This window comes from Sutcliffiella horikoshii (genome assembly GCF_020524325.1).
GTDB lineage: Bacteria > Bacillota > Bacilli > Bacillales > Bacillaceae_I > Sutcliffiella_A > Sutcliffiella_A horikoshii_D.
In genome coordinates this window covers 151530-173484 of the sequence record NZ_JAIVKY010000005.1, presented here as the reverse complement: position 1 = coordinate 173484, position 21955 = coordinate 151530, and the positions used below count along the sequence as shown (strand labels likewise).

Sequence of the window (21955 nt, the reverse complement as noted above, 5' to 3'; positions counted from 1 at the left end):
CTACAGCTATTGTAGCATTACTTTTTCAGGTGATAAACGATGGATTCGTATGGACGTAAAGTCAACTCACTATATTGATTGCTAGAGTCCTCATAGTTGCTTAACAGCACTTCTGATTTGTAGCCATCTACATCAACATCCTCTGGTAGCACAAACGAACTTTCCTTCCCATAATAATTGCTTACCACAAGAAGTTTTTCATTTTCACTATTACGGATATAGGCAAAGATTTGCGGATGATCTCCTGAAATCAATTTAAAATCTCCATGTGTGATAACATCATAGTTCTTGCGTAATTCAATTAACTTTTTATAATGATAGAAAACGGAATCTTCGTCATTCAAAGCTGTCTCAGCGTTGATTTCTTTGTAGTTATTTGCCACTCCAATCCAAGGAGTGCCTTTCGTAAATCCTGCATTTTCTTCTCTATTCCACTGAACCGGCGTTCTTGAATTATCGCGGGACTTATGACGGAGGATCTCGAGTATTTCTTCCTCACTCATTCCAGCTTCCTTCTTTAAGTTGAAAATATTTAAAGATTCTACGTCCCGATAGTCACTTATTTTCACAAATCCTGGGTTGGTCATTCCGAACTCTTCCCCTTGATAAATGTAAGGAGTACCCCTCATCATATGCATGCTTGTAGCAAGCATTTTTGCTGATTTATTGTGAAATTTTCCATCATCCCCATATCGAGATACGACACGCGGTTGATCATGGTTGCACCAGAACAGAGCATTCCAACCGCCGCCTTTTTCCATTTCAATCTGCCATGTGGATAAAATATCCTTCAATTGTTGGAAATCAAAATCTGCAACAGACCATTTTTCTCCATTCGGATAATCCACTTTTAAATGATGGAAGTTAAATGTCATGCTGAGCTCGTTTCGATCAGGTCGAGTGTATTTTATACAATGATCAATTGTCGTTGAGGACATTTCCCCTACCGTCATGCTGTCATATTTAGAAAACACTTTTTCGTACATTTCATTCATATATTCATGAACTCGTGGTCCGTCTGTGTAAAATTTACGACCATCGCCTGGAGGCACAGAGCCGTCATCATCCGGAAAACTCTGGTCTTTGGAAATGAGGTTTATTACATCTAGCCTAAAACCATCTACTCCCTTTTCAAACCAAAACGTCATCATATCATAAACTTGTTTGCGAACTTCTTCATTCTCCCAATTCAAGTCAGCTTGGGTCACATCAAATAGATGCAAATACCACTGACCTGTTTTCTCATCATATTGCCAAGCGTTCCCGCCAAATTTGGATTCCCAGTTTGTCGGTTCGCTGCCATCTTGTTTGCTGTCTTTCCAAATATAAAAATCACGATATGGGTTATTGTCTTTCTGTACTTTGGATTTTTGGAACCATTCATGTTCTGTGGATGTATGATTCACCACAATGTCCATGATGACTTTAATTCCTCTATCATGCGCTTGGGATAAAAGCTGATCAAAGTCTTCCATCGTTCCATATTCTTCATGAATGGAAAAATAATCACTGATATCGTAACCATTATCTTTTTGAGGTGATTTGTATATAGGAGTGAGCCAAATAACATCGACTCCTAGTTCTTTTAAGTAATCAAGCTTCTCAATAATACCTTGGATATCCCCTACGCCGTTTCCTGTTGTATCATTGAAGCTTTTTGGATAGATTTGATAAACAACAGACCTCTTCCACCATGGTTCTTGTTTTATTTTACTCATTTTCACGCACCTCTTTTAATTAAAATAGTAGATATTAATTCAATAAATAAACCCGCGCTTCATATGGTTGCAAGGTGAATTCAGCAATATTACTTTGTTCTTCTACCGAATAGTTACTTAATAATAGTTGTTTGGTCATAAAATTAATATTTCTTGGTAATCTGAATGTTGGCTCCTTGTCATAGAAGTTGCAGATTACAAGCAGCCTTTTGTTTTGATAGCTTCTAACATAGGCGTAAATCTCTGAATCATCCTCAAGAATCAATTCGTAATCTCCATAAACAATCAGATCATTTTGCTTTCGTAATTGAATCAATCGTTTGTAATAGTTAAAAATAGAATCTTCATTATTTCTTTCGGCTTCTACGTTGATAGATTTGTAATTCGGGTTTACCGCTAACCATGGTTCCCCTGTAGAAAAGCCACCGTGCTCCTCATTGTTCCATTGCATCGGTGTTCTGGCATTGTCCCTGCTTTTCTGGAATAGGCTTTCCATTACTTTCTGCTCACTCCACCCCTGCTCTTTTAAGTCGGAATAAGCTTGAAGTGACTCAATATCTTTGTAGGATTCGATTGAATCAAATCGTACATTTGTCATACCAATCTCTTCTCCTTGATAGACATATGGAGTACCTTTCATCATATGAAGAAGCGTAGCCAGCATTTTTGCGGATTCTACTCGGTATTTCTCATCGTTTCCAAATCTTGAGACGGACCTTGGTTGGTCATGGTTATTCAAGTAAAGACTATTCCAGCCGCTTTCTGATAGAGCATACTGCCACCTTGATAAACTCTGTTTAAGATCAAATAAATCAAGTTCCTGCAAGTCCCATTTCCCATTCGGTCCATTATCCAATCCCATATGTTCAAATTGGAAAACCATGTTCAGTTCATTTTGTTCTTCACCTGTGTAGTCTTTTGCTTGATCAGGAGTAACGCCAGGCATCCCTCCGACCGTCATAACATCATAATGAGACAAAACCTTCTCATTCATTTCTTTTAAGTAATCATGAATCTTTGGTCCGTTACGGTAGAATTTGCTTCCAGAAGCAAATTTTTTCCCAGGTTTCATCTCTCCGTCAGGCAAGTTATCTACTTTGGAAATAAAGTTGATAACATCCATCCTAAATCCGTCGACACCTTTATCCAGCCACCATTTCATCATGTGATACACTTCTTCCCGAAGCTTTTCGTTTTGCCAGTTTAGGTCAGGCTGTTTTTTAGAGAATAAATGCAAGTAAAAATCTTTTGTCTCTTCATTATATTCCCAAGCAGACCCTCCAAAATTAGATGCCCAGTTGTTAGGCTCCTTGCCGTCTTTTGCGTCCCTCCAAATATAATAGTCACGGTATGGATTTTCCCTGGATGTTTTCGCCTGCACAAACCACTCGTGCTCATCAGAAGTATGATTGATTACAAGGTCCATAATCAATTTCATATCCCTTATATGTATCTGTTGTAACAGCTCTTCCCAATCTTCCATTGATCCGAACTCGTCCATTATTTTCATGTAATTACTAACGTCGTACCCATTATCATCATTTGGTGATTCGTATACTGGAGATAGCCATATGGTATCGATACCAAGTTCCTTCAGGTAATCCAGCTTCATGATAATCCCCTGAATATCACCAATGCCATCGCCGTTGGAATCCATAAAACTTCGAGGATAAATTTGATACACGACACTTTCCTTCCACCAAGAATGCTTCATCTATCAACCTCTCCCTTCATAATTGAAAAAAATTGCAAAAAGGGGACAGACCCCTTTTTACAATCTTTACGCTTCTTTTCTCATTTTCACTTTTGCTATTAAGAAAGTAATGACAAATGGTACGACAAGCACTATTCCCATTCCAAGGAAGAAAATTGGCCAGTATTCTGCCATAATGGAGAAGAATGCAGGTATTCCACCCACCCCAATGGACGGAGCCTTAACACCAGCAATGGTTATAATAATCCCTGCAATGGCAGAACCAATCATTGCTGCAAAAAAGGGATAGCGGAAACGTAAGTTAACACCAAACATTGCTGGTTCTGTAATTCCCAACCACGCAGAAATGGAAGATGTTAATGCTAGACCTTTCAACTTCTCATCTTTCGTCGCAAGCATCATGGCAAATGCAGCTGAACCTTGTGCAATGTTTGACAGGGCAACCATCGGCCATAAGAATGTTCCACCAATTGTTGCAATCAGTTGGAAATCTACTGCAAGGAATGTGTGATGCATCCCTGTGATTACTAATGGTGCATATAGACCACCATAAATAAGTCCACCTAATGCAGGAACAGCATCAAAAATCCCTACAAATCCGTTCGTCAGGAAATTACCTATAGCAAATGTAACAGGTCCAATTGCTACAAACGTTACGAATCCTGTCAATAATAAGGTAATGGGTGGGACGATAAGCATATGAAACGCGTCACTTACCCGTTTGGATAAGAATTGCTCTACTTTAGCCAGTACAAACGCCGCCACAAGAACAGGCAATACTTGTCCTTGATATCCTACTTTTTCAATCTCTAATCCAAAAAACTTCCAGGTTTCAACCGCTCCGTCTTGTTGAGCTTCTGCATATCCCCATGCATTAAGTAGATCAGGATGTACAAGCATTAGTCCAAGCACAATCCCTAACAGTTCACTGCCGCCAAATCGTTTTGCAGCAGACCAACCAATAAGCCCTGGTAAAAAGACAAAGGCCGTATTGGCTATCAAGTTAATGATACTTGCAATATCTGCCCATTCTGTATGAACATCAATAACAGATTGTTCATCATAAAAAATACCCGGCCCTGTTAACAAATTGTTTATCCCCATCAGTAGACCAGCTGTAACAATGGCGGGCAATATGGGAATAAAAATATCCGCTAGTGTTTTTATGGCACGCTGCAGGGGATTCAAGTTTGATTCAGCAGCTTTCTTCACTTCATCCTTTGAAGATTCTCCCACACCGGTAATTTCAACAAACTCTTTGTAAACCTTATTGACAGTTCCTTGTCCAATAACAACTTGAAATTGACCATTAGTGGAAAAAGAACCTTTCACGACATCAATGCCTTCTAGTGCTTTTTGATCTACCTTACTTTCATCATGCAAAGCCAAACGGAGACGAGTCACACAATGTGTGGCAGCACTAACGTTTTCTTTTCCCCCTAAGGCTTGGACAATTTCTTCCGTCTGTTTTCTTATGTCCATTTGAGTTTCCTCCTGTATTTCTTCTCTATTTGTTTAGAATCTCTTATATTTAATTGCTACTTAATTTTTCATTTTAAGCTGAAATAATTCTGTTTGACCTTTAACAGCGTCCACCATGGATAACTTATCGAGGCTCTCGACATTTTCCCCATTCGTAATAACGATTGGCGTGATGATATCAGCAGCCTTCTCTTTAATAAGATCGATGTTAAAAGTAATCAATTTGTCTCCAGCTTTTACTTTATCGCCTTCTTTTACATGTCCTTCAAAGCCTTCCCCATTCATGGATACTGTTTCAAGTCCAACATGGATCAGTATTTCCGCTCCGGAAAGTGAACGAATGCCAATTGCATGTTTTGTATGGAAGAACTGAACAATCTCTCCATCAACAGGGGAAACCACTTCTCCTTCAGATGGAACGATCGCCAACCCATCCCCCATCATTTTCTGTGAAAACGTCGGATCTGGAACCTCGCTTAGCTCTGTTACTCTTCCGCTCAAAGGTGCAAGGATTGTTTCCTCAGTAGGAATTTGGGTGGTTTCTTTCATTCCGAAAAGTTTTTTGAACATAATAATCCCTCCAAAATAATTAGATATATTTTTTCTTTATATGATGAATTACGAACTCACTGAAAAAACGCTTACATTTGTACGACAACTTGTATATACATGTCGGTGTAAACTAGTCTAACTTGTATATACATGTTAGTCAACTAAAAAGTAGTCTGCTTCTTTTTTATAAAAAAGAAAAGAGTTCTTGTGGCAATTGCCAAAAAAATAAAAGATAAAAATGATTTCGTGTGGGACCATTCTTTCAAATCCAACATATCAAGCATCAGAAAGAGTGGTTCAAATATAAAAGAAAGGACCCCTGCAAGTAGCACACTGCCAATGACGAATGATTTCCACGTAGACGTATATTGATATAGGAGCATATACAAGACAGGAATAACCGCTGAATCTGCGGGAAGTAGTGTTTGAATGTCATTGTTTAATCTAAAGGGGTAACTCCACTTTCCATATTCTGTACCTAGTATATCCAGCCACGTTGCCATTGCTGCCCAAAAGAGACCAAAGGCCAGTATCTCAAACATCCTGGATCTTTCTACTATCCGCCACCACAACAACCAAGGGAAAAAAATGGATGCGAATAGTAGCCACCAGCGGGGATCGGCTATTGAGCTTAGAACTATCCAATTGTATAGGGAGTTATAATTGACAATCTCCATTATGTACATTCCCTCTCTTTATCACCTTAAACACCTTTATAAACAGTCATAAGTTGTTTTATTTTCCCCTAATGCTTTTAAAATACTCTGTTGGCTGATTGTACAATGAGAAAAATCAGGCAACAACTGCTGCTTAAGCGCCGCTGTGGATTTCCGCAAATGGCTTCGCTTTCCGCGGGACGGTGCTTGAGCCTCCTCACTCCGCTTTAGGGGTCTCACCCTACCGTTACTCCCCCGCTGGAGTCTACGCCATTTGCTCCAATCCACAGCTCGAAATTGGGAGGACGAAACGTTAATGGTTTTCAATTTAAGCGTAAAATAGCTTTTTAAAAATTTGAGTGAATGAAGTCACCTTGTTGATTGAAGTGGAAGGCACGCAGACGCCCGCGGTAGGAAGCGACAGGTGAGACCCCACAGGCTGCAAGCGAAGCCACTGAAAATCTGAAATCTCATGTACTTAAATGATTTCTAGCTGGTGATTGGAGAAAAAGGCGGAGACTCCTGAGGGAGATAGCGCTAGGTGGAGACCCCGCAGGCGTAGCCGAGGAGGCTCCAGCAGCGCCCCTAGGAAAGCGAAGCCTTTTTCGTAAATCAACAGCGGGGTCTAAACTACATCTAAATTTATAGACTTTTTCAGTGGCGTCGCTGCAAGCCGAGCAGGCGCGCAGACGCCCGCAGGCAAGCGAAGCGCCTGGAACGGAAATCAACTGTCTTATAAACATAAAAAACACTGCAGGGTACGCAGTGTTTAGAGTGATATGGTGGTCGTTATTGGGAGGAAGGAAAATATTTTGAAAGTGATTTTGACTTTTTCTGCTGCTTCTACGCTTCCTTCCATTTTCTCGTCTGTAATATAGATGCTATAAATATCTTCATTTTTTGAAGTGTCGCTTGGAATCGTAACCTCCTTCAATTCCTCAAACTCCTCCGTTTGTGTAGACATGAATGATCCATCTAGGCTGGAGTCTCCACCAGTATATACCCCATTGAGTTTAATGCTGTAGGCGGTGATGGGAAGCTCATTTTCTTTGCCGTCAATCATGGAAGCTCTGTAAACTTTGATTGGCATGACATAAGGATTTTGCAGACTTAATGATACACCATTTTGATTTGATTCTTTTATGGCTGATGCTATAACTTCTTCCTTGGTATTGTGGATGTACAGCATAAATAAAAATAGACTCATTATAAGTGCTAGTGTCAGACGAACTGGTTTTTTTAGTTTTTTCAATGGTTTAAGGCTCCTCGCATTGGCTTTTTGATAAAGGTTCTTATCTACTTACATAACACCATTCGAAAGATTTAAAACCTATTCGTCCTTCAGTACTGCTTCATATTCATCCACTAAATCTCCTTGATCATCATAAAGTTGAGCTTTATCACCATTATTATTCCACAAATGATCACTTAACCAATGGATATATTTTTTAAAATGTTGTTTATGTGCGCCTGAAGCAATGTAAATGGTTTCGCCAGGTTGGAGCTTATAATTTTCAGGGAAATCAAATGTTTGATATCCTTTTTTACTTACCAGCTTCCAATAGGACATATCAACTGTTTCAGCGCTTTTATTTTCTAATGTCACCATTTCTTCTTTTACATCCAAACCGGTGATGACAATCGAATTATTTGTTTCTTGCTTTTGCTGATTAGCATAGAGCCATGGACGATTGTTGACAAATAAGAGCTTCCCATCTGTTGAAAAAACAATGCTCCCAGACTCCGCAGTATTGTAAATATCTGCACCACTCTCAATTAATCTGTTTAATACAGGCAAATGCGGATGATGGAAGTCATTATCCTTCCCGGCGGATATTACTGCGATTTTGGGCTGAACATCCTTTAAAAACGAAGCGGTCGAGGAACTGTTAGAACCATGATGGGCAACCTTCAAGATGGTCGATTCAAGTTTATATTTCCTGCTCATTCTCTTTTCTTCTTCTTCCTCCGTATCACCCATTAATAAAAATTTCATCTCTCCGTATGTAATATGAAGGACAATGGATGCATTGTTTGTTTCTTTCTCTTCAGAACCACTGTTTAACACCTTGATTTTTAATTCAGGATCAATGTCCAACTTCATTTTTTCTTTTGCATATTGTACAGGGACGATATTGTTCCATACATATTGTTTGTATTGAATGAATGTTAAGGTTGTATGTGCCTTCCCGCTGTCTAATATTTTCTTGACAGGTAACTTTTCCAGTAGGGAAGGAATGCCTCCAATATGGTCAAAGTCCGGATGAGTGATGACTAACAAATCAATGGACAATACGTTTAATTTTTTTAAATAAGCAAGCAGTTTTTTAGATGAATCTTTAGGGCCGGTATCTACAAGTACATTAGAACCATTAGGGGTTTGAAGGAGGATTGCGTCCCCTTGCCCCACATCAATAAAATGAACAAGTAAAGGGAGAGAAACTATGTTGGTGTCCTTTGGTTTCTCTATTTCATAGAGAAATGATGCCGAACCATTTTGATTAATGGACAGTGGTGTCAGCGTACTTGACTCAGGAGCATTCAGTGGCTGAAGAAGAATAGCGAGAAGCAGCAATATGATGATTTTTTTCATGTTCAACCTACTCTCCCCCTTGTATGATGATTCTATATTTACTATGAGGGAGAGTTGGTTTTTTTATGCATTGATTAGTTGTTAAAGCCAATGTTATCTAAGAAAATCAACCCGCTATCTGTCTGGTTGAATTCAAACGTAACCTCTTCTATCTGTGTAAAATCTATATCAGGAAAATTCTCTTTTAGATAATTCAAAGGGATACCGTATGTTTGAAGCATATGTTCATATTGATTGCCGTAACGATCATTCCACCAATCAAAACGGTACAAGGTAGTAGTATAAGTAGGTTCGACGTAAATGGTTTTTCTTACTCTGCCATCAAAATCCGCCATTCCCTTTGTTTTGACACTTACTGATATAGGAATTGCTTTATTTTCATATCCTTCAGGTAGGTCAATTGAATAAAAATCATATCTAATTGGATGTGCCTGGGCTGCATCAAACCTTAATATAGTGTCTTCTGAGAGGTTTTCGGCAACCCCTTCAGGCAATGTGATGGTATATCGACTGTTTTTATTCGTCCAACCAAGTTTTACTACCTGATTATTTTGTTGTTCTTTATTTCTTTGAAGTAAATTTATCTCCTTCCATACACGGAGATTGTATCCTTGTAACCGTACTCCCTCTTCGGTAGTTTTGGTTACATCCGCATCTTCCTCGAAAGAAGCGATAGATTGAAAATCATGATCCTCATAGCGCACTCTAAGCGGATCGGTTGGAACCCATGACGAAGCAATCTCCTTATTTGAAAAAACTTCGCGATATTCCCGTTTCCCTTTTAGAGTGGTGTCAAGAAAGGCAGAAACATATACCTTGGTGATTTCTCTTTGCATTTCTGGATCCATTATCTCTTTGCGATTCATAAACCACCAATACGGACTTGGTTGATCCACTTCCCAATCAGAATTAAATTGACCATGGTTGGCACCATTTATATAGATACTGCTTTTGAACCCATCAAAATCATCTGAAAAAGAAACACGTTGAAATTGTCTCATACCAAGGTAATTCGTATGGTCCGTATCATTTCCACCTTGAAGGGTAAGGTAGTTAACATCTTGTAGTTTTACTGGCTGATCTCCCGGTTTGAAACGGCCATCACCAGGCGATAACCCTACTAATGACTTAATGGAAAAATCAAAGTTTAGACTTACTTTTGCGTTATTTGGAAACCGATCGAGATCATTGAAGAGCTTAGCAATGCTGACCGCTTCTCCTCCCCTGGAGTGGCCGATGAGAGCAATATTATCCATGTCCACTTTGTTGTATAGCGCATGTGTACTGTCATTGTTCCAATACTGCCACAACTCCAGATGTTTCAGTAACAACCATGCCCTCCCGGCGTTATCCCAACCGATATGACCTGTTTTACCGGAGTTGATAAAGTTCTCATCCACCGACGCAACGACATACCCTTTACTAGCGAGCATTTCACCAAGATATGCATAACCTCCATCGGAAAAGTCAGCCATATTATGATTGCCATGGACGATTAAAACGAGAGGATATGCTCCTTCTTCTTCTTTTTCCGGCATCCAAACTCGACCATTCAAAGGTGCATTGTATAAATCAAATCCCCAAAACCATTCTCGGTACCATTTATTCAACCCTTTAGGCTGGGCAACAAACGACGACATATTGACAGTAGGCGATTTGTATTTTACATCTCTATATTCTTCTCTGCGTTCATCCTTGCCACTTCCATATGTAAAATACTGAACCTTGGCTCCTCCACTGTCAGCTGGGTTTGTTAAAGGTGTTTCATTGCTGTTTATTTCAAGTGACCAAGGACCTTCTTTCCCATCTGTAACTGCTAAGTAGACAGCTCCTATGTGCAAGCCTACCGTTATGAAACTAAAAAAAAGAAAAAGGGCTTTTTTCTTGTTACGATAAAAGAAAACTGTAATTCCTAAAAATATTGCCAGGACTAGGACGGTAAATCCCATTAATCGGAAAAACGGGCCCATAAACGCTCCAACACTATATATCACCACAATACAAGCAACAATGACAGCCACCAGAATTCTTGGTAATTCCTCTAAAATGTTCAAGAGGACTAAAGTTATTCCTAGGCCTAAGACTAATGCCAAAGCACCTGTCCCTGCAATTAATAGGATATCAAACCACTTTCCTGCACCCGTAAAGAAGAAATAACTTAATACGAAAACAAAAACTGATATATAAAGCAGAAGGCTAATAACAAGATGACTTTTGCTTTCCCTTATAAAGCTATTAGCTTTTTCTATACTGTTATCATAAAGCTGTTTTAGCTTGTTCATTTTAAACTCCTACTCTTTAAAGCAAGTATTTATTTATTATTTCCTGGTGTTCCTTCCTTTTTCGATTTTTTCCTACAATGCTACACACTACATATGCTAAAAGGGAAAGCATCACTGGCATTACGACACTATGCATTCCAAAAGCATCAGGAAAATATATCGTTATTCCTATATAGGTAAGTACCCCTGTAAATATCGAAGCTAAAGCACCTACAGCATTGCCACCTTTCCAATAAAGACCCAAGACAACCGGCCAGATAAAGGCCGCTTCCAATCCACCAAAGGCAAAGAGGTTTAAGGTAATAAGAAATGCTGGCGGATCAATAGCCATAAAAAACACCAGTACACCTACGACTGCCGTTACTCCTATGCTTATCCTTTTGATATTCTTTTCTGGTGCATCAGGACGAATATAATTTAAATATACGTCTTTTACAATGGAAGAACTCACGATTAGCAAAAGGGAGTCAACCGTGGACATTATGGCGGCCATTGGTGCTGCCAATACAACCCCAGCTAGCCATCCTGGCAAGACATGCAGGGCCAATAGTGGCATCACTGTATCTGGAGTGTCTAAGCCAGGCAATACCGCTCTTCCAAATACACCTGCCAAGTGCATGCCTAGCATGATAAATCCAACGACGATGGTCCCAATAATTAATGCTGCGTGCATAGCTTTTGAGTTCTTGTACGACATTGCTCTGACAGCCACTTGAGGAAGGCCTACTACCCCTACACCCACTAGAATCCAAAAAGAAGAAACATATAATGGCGTCAGTGATCCATCAGCTCCAAACGGGGTAATGAGATTAGGATTTTCCGCCATCAAATCACTCATAATGGCAGGGATACCACCACCGGCAATGATGGTCCCTGCCAATATGACAACGGTACCTACCACCATGATAATTCCCTGCACTCCATCTGTAATGGCCACAGCACGGAATCCGCCAATGATCACATAGACCAATACCGAAGCAGCAAATACAAATAATGCTGATGTATAAGAGAGACCCGTTATCGACTCAATCAGCCTTGCTCCGCCTATCCATTGCGCTGCCATCGCGGAAAAAAGGAAAAGAATGATACTACTTGCAGATAATAAAACAACCCACTTACTCTGATATCTTTCTTTTAAAAAGTCAATCAGTGTGATGGCTTTCATTTTTCTTGCCATAATGGCGAACTTCTTACCTAAAATCGTTAACACAAAATACCCCGTCACCACTTGTATCATGGCCAGTAGGACCCAACCAAGTCCTGTCTTATAAGCAATTCCCGGCCCTCCAATGAAGCTTGAGGCACTTCCATACGTCGCGACCATTGTCATTGCAAGCAATAGGCCTCCAAGCTCTCTTCCTCCAAGGAAGTAATCCTGCACAAAAGAGGAGGTATTACTTAATTTCCTGGAAGCAAAAACTCCAATTAGAAAAATAATAATGAGAAATATCAACAAGGGAATGATCACATGAAGGTTCATGGGCGATCACCTTCTTCATCTGACTCTAAAGGAAGATCTTTAAACAAGAATCGAACAACTAGAATGACGAGTGCAATGATGATGATAAAGCCTAGGATACAACTATAAAAAAACCAAGCGGGAAAGCCCAAAATATATGTATATGATTCGACCGGCTTTGATCCAAAACCGTAAGCAAAGCCGTACCACCAAGCAAAATGGAAAAGAACAAGCGCAATCCCAATCCATGCTTCTCTATGTGCAAAGGGATAGCGCCAGTCTCCTTTTCGCTTGTTGAAATTCTCGTGCATAAAATCACTCTCTTTTTAATTCAGTCTGTACTTCTTAAAAGCCATAGTTACTGGATTGCCTCGCTGTTCCTTTCCTCAAATGGCTTCGCTTTCCGTGGGACGGTGCCTTGAGCCTCCTCACAACGCTTCAGGGGTCTCAACCTACCGTTACTCCCCCGCTGGAGTCTCCGCCATTTGCTCCAATCCACAGCTAGAAACTAAGACAACCAAATGTTTGTACTTTTCCAGTTAACTCCTTTAGATAAATTCTCTCTAGTCCTTAAGTAAATGAAGCCACCTTGTTGATTGCAGTGGAAGGCGCGCAGACGCCCGCGGGAGGAAGGGACAGGTGAGACCAACGAAGTAGGTCACTGAGAAAAAGTTTATAATTTAAGTAAAGATTTACAGCTGTGTATTGAAGCAAAAGGCGAAGACTCCTGAGGGAGATAGCGCTAGGTGGAGACCCCGCAGGCTTGCCGAGGAGGCTCCAGCAGCGCCCCTAGGAAAGCGAAGCCATTTGCGGAAATACACAGCGGTGTTACATAATTTGTAAAATTACACACTTCTTCAGTGGCCTACACCACGTGAGCCTCACGGACCGCCCTTCGGATAAGCGAAGTGCCTGGAACGGAAATCAACGAGTATACCACTTTCTTAACTTTCTTTTATAAAAGCCTGCTTTGCCAGGGTTTCCAGCGTGATTTCATCAGCTGGGGGGTTGTGAAGGCCTGCCCGGACGTCACGATAATGGCGTTGAAGGGGATGTTCTGCATGCAGACTTTGTGCGCCGACAATCCGCATCGCTTCATCCACAATGGAAATGGCGCTATTTGTTGCAACCAACTTAGCTGTCGCAAGCTCACCAACCAGTTCATTACGCTTATCCGGCTCTTCATCCCACAGTCTTGCCACGCTGTACAATAAATGACGGGCTGCAGTCAATTCCACATCCATTTTTGCTACCCGTTCTCTTACTTTAGGCACTTCTCGTATCGGATGAGGCAGGCTGTTTGGATGATACGAATCTGCGAATGATACAGCTTCGTTTCTTGCTGCTATAGCTATGCCTAAGTAACAAGAGGGTATATGTAGTAGCCATCCTTGTGGTTTCGGTGCTTTTTTCTTTTTTATATACAGAAGTGCTTCTTTATCTGCCATGACTTCTGATAGAACCAAATCGTCACTTCTTGTGGCTCTCATGCTCATAGAGTTCCACGTTTCTTCTATAGAGATTCCCTTTAGTTCACGCGGAAGTAAAAACTCTCCTACATCTTCCGTTCCTTCTATGCTAGCTGATATGATGAAATAATCCAAGACAGGGGCAAGAGAAGTGAAGTTTTTTCTCCCATTAATTACCCAATCTCCGTTGGAAAGCTTTTTTGCAACGGTTTCAGGTTTCCCTCCTCTAGCTGGGCTGCCTGTTTTTCTTTCGCTATGTGCACTGTTAATTAATTTTTTGTGCTTAATAATATCTCGACAAACCATTTCATAAATTTCCTGAGGCCAAGATCGATTAATTCCTTCGTTCATCATAATACCTAAATGCCAACCGAGACTCAGTGCAGTAGGAGCATCACCTTGTGCAATGGTTTCCTGCAGTAAAACAAAATCATAAAGTCCTGCTCCTATTCCACCATATTCCTTTGGGATGGTAAGATCGATAACCCCTGCCTCTTTAAGAGCTTTGAAATTCTCAAATGGAAAGATAGCATTACGATCATAATGAGCAGCACGGGTATAAAAATCCGATGCCAATGAAGATGCTTTAGTGACAAGATGTTCTTGCTCTACTGTTCTTGCAAAACTTTTAATTCTGTTCATCTGACATATACCACCTTTGGACTGTTTGAATTACCCATCATTTTACCACAAGGTGATGTAGGAGCCATTATTTAAACTTAATATTCGGGTTCTCTAAGTAATCTTTTTCTTCTTCTTCGGTCATAACGCCCGTAGCTTTCCCAACAGTCCCATTAAGTAAGGACCAAACTCTATTATGATCTATGTGTGCTGTTGCAAAGTCACCTTTTTGCCACTTTGTCAGGATTTCCACATACACTTCCTCATGTTCGAACTCGGCTTCTTGCACTTTTTCTAGTAGCCACTCAATTCTTTCGGGCGTCATCTTATAGTGTGTCCACTTGCTTTCCGCTTTCACTTTTTGATGGGACATCCAGTGAATGTAATTAACCACATGAACCTCATTTAATTTCTTTTTATGATCGAATGGATTCTCTTGTTCAACTTGGATATTTCTTGATGTGGATAATGTGGAAGAAGCTTGATTACTCTGAGTCCCTAGCCCTCCTGCCCCCTGAAATGGTGACGTGTACAAATAATAAGTAATAAGTGCTCCTGCCAAAAGAAAAACAGCCACAAATGGAAGCAGTTTTCTCTTGTTCGATTTAAACCAACTTTTCATAGAAACCCCTTTCATTTAGAAAAAATTAGTATTCTATTATTATATATGGAAATGTATGACTTTTCCATGTTTCTATTAAAATGGAGAGATAATTCAAGACAAATAGAAAAGGCTGCCCTCATTATTTGGACAGCCCCATTTATCGAGAAATCAGCCTTTCAATAGCTCATAAACTTCTTCATCTAATTTTTTGGCAAGTTCTTCGTCATATGTTTTCACATAGTCAGGTTCTTGCGTAACTTTTCCACCATAGAATATAACATCTTCCACTGACTCCACTTCCACAGTTACTACACGGTACTTCATTGTTTTATCAATAACTTCGGATACGGACCCTTTACCGTTAATGGAATAACAGCTTCCTGCACCTACAACACCTAAAATCAAATTAGGGTTCTCTTGAATATTAAACGCACTCTCCGCTTTATGACCTAAAGCAAATTTAATGGTTTTCCCATCTTCATGTGCAACTAACCATGACACGATGCTTAAGTTCGGTTTTTGCGTATCTTTGTCTGTTGTGATCAGGGATACAATTTTCTCCCCTTGCAATAATTCAATCAGATGCTCATTAAGCGTACTCTCTTTTCTCGGCATTTTCCTACCTCCTATTATCTACATATCTCCATTATATACAATCTTTGGACAACTCGCCAAACCCTTATTAATAACCTACCCCACTATTTTAATACAAAACAGCGGAACCTCCTGATATTCTCACAGGAGGTTCCGCTGTCAATACTACCTATAATAGCTGCTTCTTCTAGAATAAACGAGAGAATCTGAGTATCGTTGTTGCATTTTCTTTCTCCTTCTTCTCCTCTGGAGCACATTCATAAGAAAAAAGAAGATTAATAGTGAGAGGAATATAAAAATGGTAGGTACCAAACTGCTTTTTGTTCTTGTATCTCCATTTACTCCTGATGAATTAGCCGAATCTGATGAAGATGCTGTAGGAGCAGGTGTTAGGTCATTTCGTTCTTGCTCAACTAATACGTTTTCTTCGACATGTTCCCGGTTGCCAATTTTCACAACCAAATCCTTGTCCTTGTTTACCCGCAAGTTAACCGTTTCCTCTTCTTGCTTTGCTACATGCACGTTTTTCGCAAGCATGTATTCTCTCCCTGCAGCATCTGTGACCATTTCACCTTTTTTGATTTCATCTGTAGTGAAATTGGCGAACCCATAATCTAATAGGGACATCGTGTCTTTATAGATGTAATACTTAGACGCTGCCTTCATGGTTACCACGATAAGATCCATTCCATCCCTTTCGGCAGAAGTGACCAACGTATGACCAGATTCCGGAACATACCCATTTTTCACCCCGGTTGTTCCTTCATAATCCCACAATAAGCGGTGATGGTTAAACAATGTGGTCTCCCACCCTTCACCTACCCACTCCATTTCCTTTGTTCCAACAATCTCCCTAAATGTTTCATTCTTCATGGCATATTGTGCAATCTTTGCCATATCGTGCGCAGTTGTCACATGGTCAGGATGATATAAACCATGCGGGTTAGTGAAATTCGTGTTCTTCACTCCAACTTTTTCTTTCACGAATGTATTCATCCGTTTTGCAAATGCTTTTTCACTGCCGTCAAAATGCTCTGCAATGGCGGTGCCTGCGTCATTCCCTGAGTTAATCATCAATCCTTGTACCAACTTTTTAAGGGTTATTTTTTCCCCTTCAAGTAAATATACCCGTGAACCATCTTGATCTCTCGCATTTTTACTAACGGTTACGATATCTTGCAAATCTCCCTCTTCAATCGCAATGATGGCAGTCACGATTTTAGTGATACTTGCCGGATACATCTCTCGCTTACTATCTTTTTCGTAAAGCGTATTACCAGATTTAGCATCTATTAAAATAACGGACTCACTAAATAAGTCCCCAGGGTCTTCTGCTTGTACTGCTATTGAATTCCCAAAAACCATAAGAAGTAATGGGATGATTATACAAAGTTGTAGTTTTTTTATCATAAAAGAAGACATACCTTTCTACTGTATCTATTCTCAGTGTAGTGTTCTGTCATAAAAACTCGAAAAATCTCACTATCTATTAGTTTATATTAATTTCAATAGATTATCATGCAAAATTAAGGATTTGTTAGAAAAGTCATTAAAACTTAACAAAAAAAGGGTAAATAGAGGAACGCTCTACTTACCCTGTACTACTTTTTAGTTATTCACTTTTTGGTAGTCACAATAGGCTTTTATAAAGTAATCAGGGTTTAGTGGCTCTCCTGTTACTTTTTCAATCTTTTTATTCCAGTGATAGGTTGCTCCGGGTGCTAGGAATTCATCACGGATAAATGCCCCTACCTTAAGAGAAAAGAATTCGTCAGATACGTTGTTTTTAATATGCTGATAGAGTTGTGCAGCTGTCAATTCACCGAGCAAGTAGTTCTGATAATAAACTGGAGCAAGAGTAAAATGAATTTTTGCCGCCCAATCCGGATTGCTTCGATCTTCTGGAGGATGAAGCAATTGAATCTTTTCCACCGTTTCCCACCAAAGAGCATTAAGGTCCTGATCAGGATTTTCATATAACTTTCTTTCAAAGAAAACAAATGTAATAATCCATCTTGCTGAAATCAGCATTTTCAATTGTTCATGCTTTTCAAGTGACGGCATTAATGTATCAAGTTTCGCATCGTCTATCTTCAAAAACTTAGAAAGCCATTCTTTATTTTCCGTCATTTTTCCGAATAACATCGCAATGGATTCTGTTGTTAAGATATGGGCGAAGCTTCTCAATAAATAGGGAAGGTCACGATTTACATATTTGTTGTACGCTGCATGGCCAAATTCATGTAGCATGGTTCCCATCCAATATGTATTATCAACGTTGTTGCACAGTACACGAATATCTCCCTCACGGTTCATATCCATACAAAACGCTGTAGGGTTCTTTCCTTCACGTGGATTTAAATCGGAGGAAGCATATAACCCTTCAATTGGCATATCCATGGAATCGAACGTTTCTGCAGTCAATCTTTCAAGATCTTGCCCTTTGAAAAATTGATCAAGATTCGTTTGTTCGTTTGCAGGTGCCTCCTGGAAGAAAGGATCTACGTAATGCCAAGGTCTTAACTCTTCCACTTTCACTCCAAACTTTTTGGCTAGTTCATTATCTAATTCCCCTTTTAACCTGCGATAGGTAGTGTCCGACTGCTCCACAAGATCGTCAAACATAGAAAAAACTTCTTCTAAATCTAGTTCCTGATTCGCAAACGACATCTCATAATAGTTCCTATAACCTAATTTCCGTGCCGCTTCATTTCGTTTTTTCACTAGTGTCAATAGTTTATCCGACACTACCTTACCTACTTCTTTACTTGCCTTCCAAGCCTCTTCCCGTTCCTTGCTGTCTGTACTATTCAATAATACATTTCTAATATCATTGGCGGATAATTTTTTCCCATTCACTTCAGGCAAGTATGTATTGAAAAGGTAATTCAACTCAGAGGACATAGAAGACATTTCTTCGATCGTTTCCTTATCTAATTGATTTTCCTTCATCCCATACTCGAGGATTTCTAGTTGTCTTTTCTGTTCCATCGTAAGTTCTGGATCTTGCAGGTAAGTCTTGACCTGGTTATAGCGATCTTTATTGGCATAAAAAAGGCTAAATTCACTAGAAGCTTTACCGGCTTCCTCTGCCCATTTCTTTTCTCCAGTCGTCTGTGCCATCCAGCCGGCGTGCGTCGATTTTTTTAATAGTTTTTGAAACTGCTCATTTTGTTCTTCTAAAAACTTTTCAACCATCATAACGATCCCTCCAAAATTAGAAATAATATATGTAATTTGACTACAGTTTTCTATCTTAATTGCCCAAGATCCACACCTGTTGCTATAGCCTTCTTCATCCAAACCTGGTCCACTTTCATTGAAAATCCTTTGTCGATAAGATAGTCATAGACACTTTTATTGGACGTTTGAAAAAATGCTACCGTACACTGGTAAGGAGCTACAGTTGGCGGAAAAAGATGCGAGAATAAAGCATCCATTACTATTTCCGGGTCTTTTTGTTCTTCATTAACAAAGCAGTGTGTAACTACGATAGCCTTCAAGGTGCCCTGAGGACTATATTGTCTTTTAAACATGGCATAAGCAGCAGTCTCGCCATCCGTACCAATTAGTTGCAAAGTTAATCCATCTTTCATGCACCACCATTGACTTTGCCATGGCGTGTCATGACGATAGCTTGATAAATACTGAGCATCATGTGCTGATGTGTATACAGGGTAAAATTCCAGTGAGTCATTAAATTCCACAGAGGTCTCAAGGGAAAGGTGTACCACATGATCCACAACCTTGTAACCTTTAGATTCGTATAAGGATATTGCTTGGTTGTTTTTAGAGATAGCTTCCAGAGTAGATGTATGAATCCCTTTTTCTTTATAGAGTTCACATGCTTTTTCTACCAACAGTTTCCCAATGCCTTTTCTGCGGTGAGTTGCAGCTACCCCTGTGCCTCCATTCCATGCAACGAGATTATCCCCAATCTTTTTATATCCGCTTAATAAGAGTCCTATAGGGTTTTCACCGTCAAATGCAATGATGGAAAGGTCAGCAGATATATTTTCCTGACCCAATCTAGCAGCAAATCGGTCCACATCCATGGTTGCATCAAAAAAATACCCTTCAAAACCCTTGTTCCATGCTTCAAGTGCTTGATTTAACGTACACTCACTCAACCGTTTTATTTGATACATAAAAATGCCTCCTAATACCCTTGCTTTTAAATGAAGACAATCTAATTACTATCTTATAATAATAACAGAGAAACTTACAGTATATTCTGTTAAATACATTTTTTCTGAAATAAAATTTTTGTTGATTGGTTAATCGTCGCTGTTCCTTTCCGCAAATGGCTTCGCTTTCCGCGGGACGGTGCTTGAGCCTCCTCGGCTTCGCCTGTGGGGTCTCAACCTACCGTTACTCCCCCGCTGGAGTCTACGCCATTTGCTCCAATTCACAGCTGAAAATCACGTGAACGATAGGTTAATACTTATTCATTAATCTCATTAAGATGCCTTTTTAATTCCTAGAATGAAATAAAGACCTCTTGTTGATTGGAGTGGAAGGCGCGCAGACGCCCGCGGGAGGAAGGGACAGGTGAGACCCCAGAAGGCGAAGCCTGAGGAGGCTCACGGACCGCCCTTCGGATAAGCGAAGCGCCTGGAACGGAAATCAACGGATTAACAAGCTTTCAAAAGCTTTTCAAAAAAAATTACAGGGTGGAAAGTGTTTTCCGGCCTGTAATTTAAATCGTTTATTTATTCATATCTTCTCTGAGTATGGAAAAGACGTTTGCATCATGAAATTTTCCACCTTGATATAAATATCCTCTTAAAAGACCTTCATGAGTAAACCCTAATTTCTCTAAAACCTTTCTCGACCCTACATTCTCAGGATAGACATTTGCTCCTATACGGTGTAAGTTCATCGCCTCGAACCCAAAGTGGACCAATGCCCCAATGGCCTCTGTTGCATAACCTTTTCCCCAATAAGGAATATCTATTTCATACCCTATTTCTGCACGCTGATGTTTTTCAGATATTGCATGAAAACCGCATGTCCCTATGAGAGTATTTGTTTCCTTCTCGACGATTCCCCATCTATAAAGAGTTGTATAGTCATCAATAAAGTCTTTAATGAATTTATCAGCCTCTATTTTTGTCTGAAAAGGCTCCATCCCGTAGAATTTGGTCATCTCCGGTTGGGAAAAATAAGAAAAAATAACATCTGAATCTCTTAACGTAAGACTTCTTAACTGAAGTCTCTCCGTTCTGAGCATTGGTACTGGCTTTAGCATGATCTCCCTACCCCTCTGTCATCTCTGCTACAATATATTGGTTTGTCCACATCTTTAACATGATAACGAGACTCTCATCCCCTCTTGAAAAAAGAAAGGTAGAACCTAATTGTTCTTCAAATACCCAACCGTTTTCTTCAACATGGGAAAGTACATCCTGTAATCCTGTGCCTTCGTTCATTTTTGCCATGACTGTTTTTGAATCTTCTTCTGCGGAAAGTGTTACAACAGGTGAACCGGTCAAGGCTAACTTTGCTGCTCCCCTTACCTCTTCATTGAATGCAAGTAGTGTTCCTGTCACTAGTAGTATGCCTGTGAAAATGATGAGCCCCCATTTCCATTTCATTCTACTTCCTCCTACTCTACTATTTTTCTCCCCAAGATAATCAAATCCCTTTTTACAGAATCAAGTTCCGCGACACCAGGGAGATATCCCCATTTTTCAAATCCATATTTCTCAAACAAGCGAATACTTGGGACATTATGTGCAAAAATGAATGCCAATAAATTCTCGATTTGAAGAGCTGGACATTCTTCCATTGCTTTTTCTAATATCTTTGCCCCGAGTCCCTTCCCTCTAATTTCTTCGCTAAGGTAAATACTTACCTCTGCTGTTGCCTGATAGGCAGGACGACCGTAAAAATTTTGAAAACTTATCCAGGCACAAATCTGATTATTCAGTTCCACTACCTTTAAGGGTCTATTTTTATTATGTTTATCAAACCATTCCTTTCTACTTTCCACTGTGACTGGAGAAGTATCAGCAGTCACCATCCTGCTTTCTATAGTGGAATTATAGATCGAAACTATTTCGGGTAAGTCTTCTATAACAGCATTTCTTATATCGATAGTCAAGTTATTCATGATGAGTCACCTTTCTAGTATTCTATGCTTCTATTCTGTTAATAGTATATTATTTCATAAGAAAATTGGATAGAATAATTTTGGAATTTGCGCGAC

General features: G+C 39.8%; 19 protein-coding genes. All 19 read right to left on the bottom strand.

The window, feature by feature from the left end:
• Window positions 1-17: 17 nt before the first annotated feature.
• Window positions 18-1718 (bottom strand): alpha,alpha-phosphotrehalase, encoded by a 1701-nt coding sequence (gene treC, locus LC091_RS05680; protein WP_226680998.1) that lies wholly within the window; start codon window positions 1716-1718, stop codon window positions 18-20.
• Window positions 1719-1752: 34 nt separating this feature from the next.
• Window positions 1753-3432 (bottom strand): glycoside hydrolase family 13 protein, encoded by a 1680-nt coding sequence (locus tag LC091_RS05675; protein ID WP_226680996.1) that lies wholly within the window; start codon window positions 3430-3432, stop codon window positions 1753-1755.
• 66 nt (window positions 3433-3498) lie between these two features.
• Window positions 3499-4914 (bottom strand): PTS system trehalose-specific EIIBC component, encoded by a 1416-nt coding sequence (gene treP / locus LC091_RS05670; RefSeq protein WP_226680994.1) that lies wholly within the window; start codon window positions 4912-4914, stop codon window positions 3499-3501.
• Window positions 4915-4974: 60 nt separating this feature from the next.
• Window positions 4975-5484, bottom strand: a complete 510-nt coding sequence (locus tag LC091_RS05665) for a PTS sugar transporter subunit IIA (protein WP_226680993.1) — start codon at window positions 5482-5484, stop codon at window positions 4975-4977.
• Between the two features lie 143 nt (window positions 5485-5627).
• Window positions 5628-6008 (bottom strand): CBO0543 family protein, encoded by a 381-nt coding sequence (locus LC091_RS05660; protein ID WP_226680991.1) that lies wholly within the window; start codon window positions 6006-6008, stop codon window positions 5628-5630.
• Between the two features lie 883 nt (window positions 6009-6891).
• Entirely contained in the window at window positions 6892-7374 is a 483-nt protein-coding gene (locus LC091_RS05655; RefSeq protein WP_226680989.1) for a hypothetical protein, read from the bottom strand.
• Between the two features lie 78 nt (window positions 7375-7452).
• Window positions 7453-8715, bottom strand: a complete 1263-nt coding sequence (locus LC091_RS05650; protein WP_226681325.1) for an MBL fold metallo-hydrolase — start codon at window positions 8713-8715, stop codon at window positions 7453-7455.
• 74 nt (window positions 8716-8789) lie between these two features.
• On the bottom strand, window positions 8790-10997 hold the full coding sequence (locus LC091_RS05645) for a hypothetical protein (RefSeq protein ID WP_226680987.1): 2208 nt from the start codon (window positions 10995-10997) through the stop codon (window positions 8790-8792).
• 16 nt (window positions 10998-11013) lie between these two features.
• A complete protein-coding gene (gene panF, locus LC091_RS05640) occupies window positions 11014-12477 on the bottom strand; it encodes a sodium/pantothenate symporter (protein ID WP_226680985.1) in 1464 nt (487 codons plus the stop codon).
• A complete protein-coding gene (locus LC091_RS05635) occupies window positions 12474-12767 on the bottom strand; it encodes a YhdT family protein (RefSeq protein ID WP_226680983.1) in 294 nt (97 codons plus the stop codon). Before LC091_RS05635 ends, panF begins: the two co-directional genes overlap by 4 nt.
• A 633-nt stretch (window positions 12768-13400) precedes the next feature.
• A complete protein-coding gene (locus tag LC091_RS05630; protein ID WP_226680981.1) occupies window positions 13401-14567 on the bottom strand; it encodes an acyl-CoA dehydrogenase family protein in 1167 nt (388 codons plus the stop codon).
• Between the two features lie 67 nt (window positions 14568-14634).
• A complete protein-coding gene (locus LC091_RS05625) occupies window positions 14635-15168 on the bottom strand; it encodes a DUF6241 domain-containing protein (RefSeq protein ID WP_226680979.1) in 534 nt (177 codons plus the stop codon).
• Between the two features lie 150 nt (window positions 15169-15318).
• Window positions 15319-15765, bottom strand: a complete 447-nt coding sequence (locus LC091_RS05620; RefSeq protein ID WP_226680977.1) for a pyridoxamine 5'-phosphate oxidase family protein — start codon at window positions 15763-15765, stop codon at window positions 15319-15321.
• A 144-nt stretch (window positions 15766-15909) separates the two neighbouring features.
• Entirely contained in the window at window positions 15910-17154 is a 1245-nt protein-coding gene (locus LC091_RS05615) for a D-alanyl-D-alanine carboxypeptidase family protein (RefSeq protein ID WP_226680975.1), read from the bottom strand.
• 198 nt (window positions 17155-17352) lie between these two features.
• Window positions 17353-18945 (bottom strand): M2 family metallopeptidase, encoded by a 1593-nt coding sequence (locus tag LC091_RS05610; protein ID WP_226680974.1) that lies wholly within the window; start codon window positions 18943-18945, stop codon window positions 17353-17355.
• Between the two features lie 50 nt (window positions 18946-18995).
• Window positions 18996-19892 carry a GNAT family N-acetyltransferase gene (locus LC091_RS05605; RefSeq protein WP_226680972.1) on the bottom strand — a complete coding sequence of 299 codons (897 nt, stop codon included), beginning with the start codon at window positions 19890-19892 and terminating at the stop codon, window positions 18996-18998.
• Window positions 19893-20452: 560 nt separating this feature from the next.
• Window positions 20453-20995 carry a GNAT family N-acetyltransferase gene (locus LC091_RS05600; protein WP_226680970.1) on the bottom strand — a complete coding sequence of 181 codons (543 nt, stop codon included), beginning with the start codon at window positions 20993-20995 and terminating at the stop codon, window positions 20453-20455.
• 7 nt (window positions 20996-21002) lie between these two features.
• Window positions 21003-21341, bottom strand: coding sequence for a hypothetical protein (locus LC091_RS05595; protein WP_226680968.1), 339 nt, complete (start codon window positions 21339-21341; stop codon window positions 21003-21005).
• Between the two features lie 11 nt (window positions 21342-21352).
• Window positions 21353-21859 carry a GNAT family N-acetyltransferase gene (locus LC091_RS05590; RefSeq protein WP_226680965.1) on the bottom strand — a complete coding sequence of 169 codons (507 nt, stop codon included), beginning with the start codon at window positions 21857-21859 and terminating at the stop codon, window positions 21353-21355.
• Between the last annotated feature and the right edge of the window lie 96 nt (window positions 21860-21955).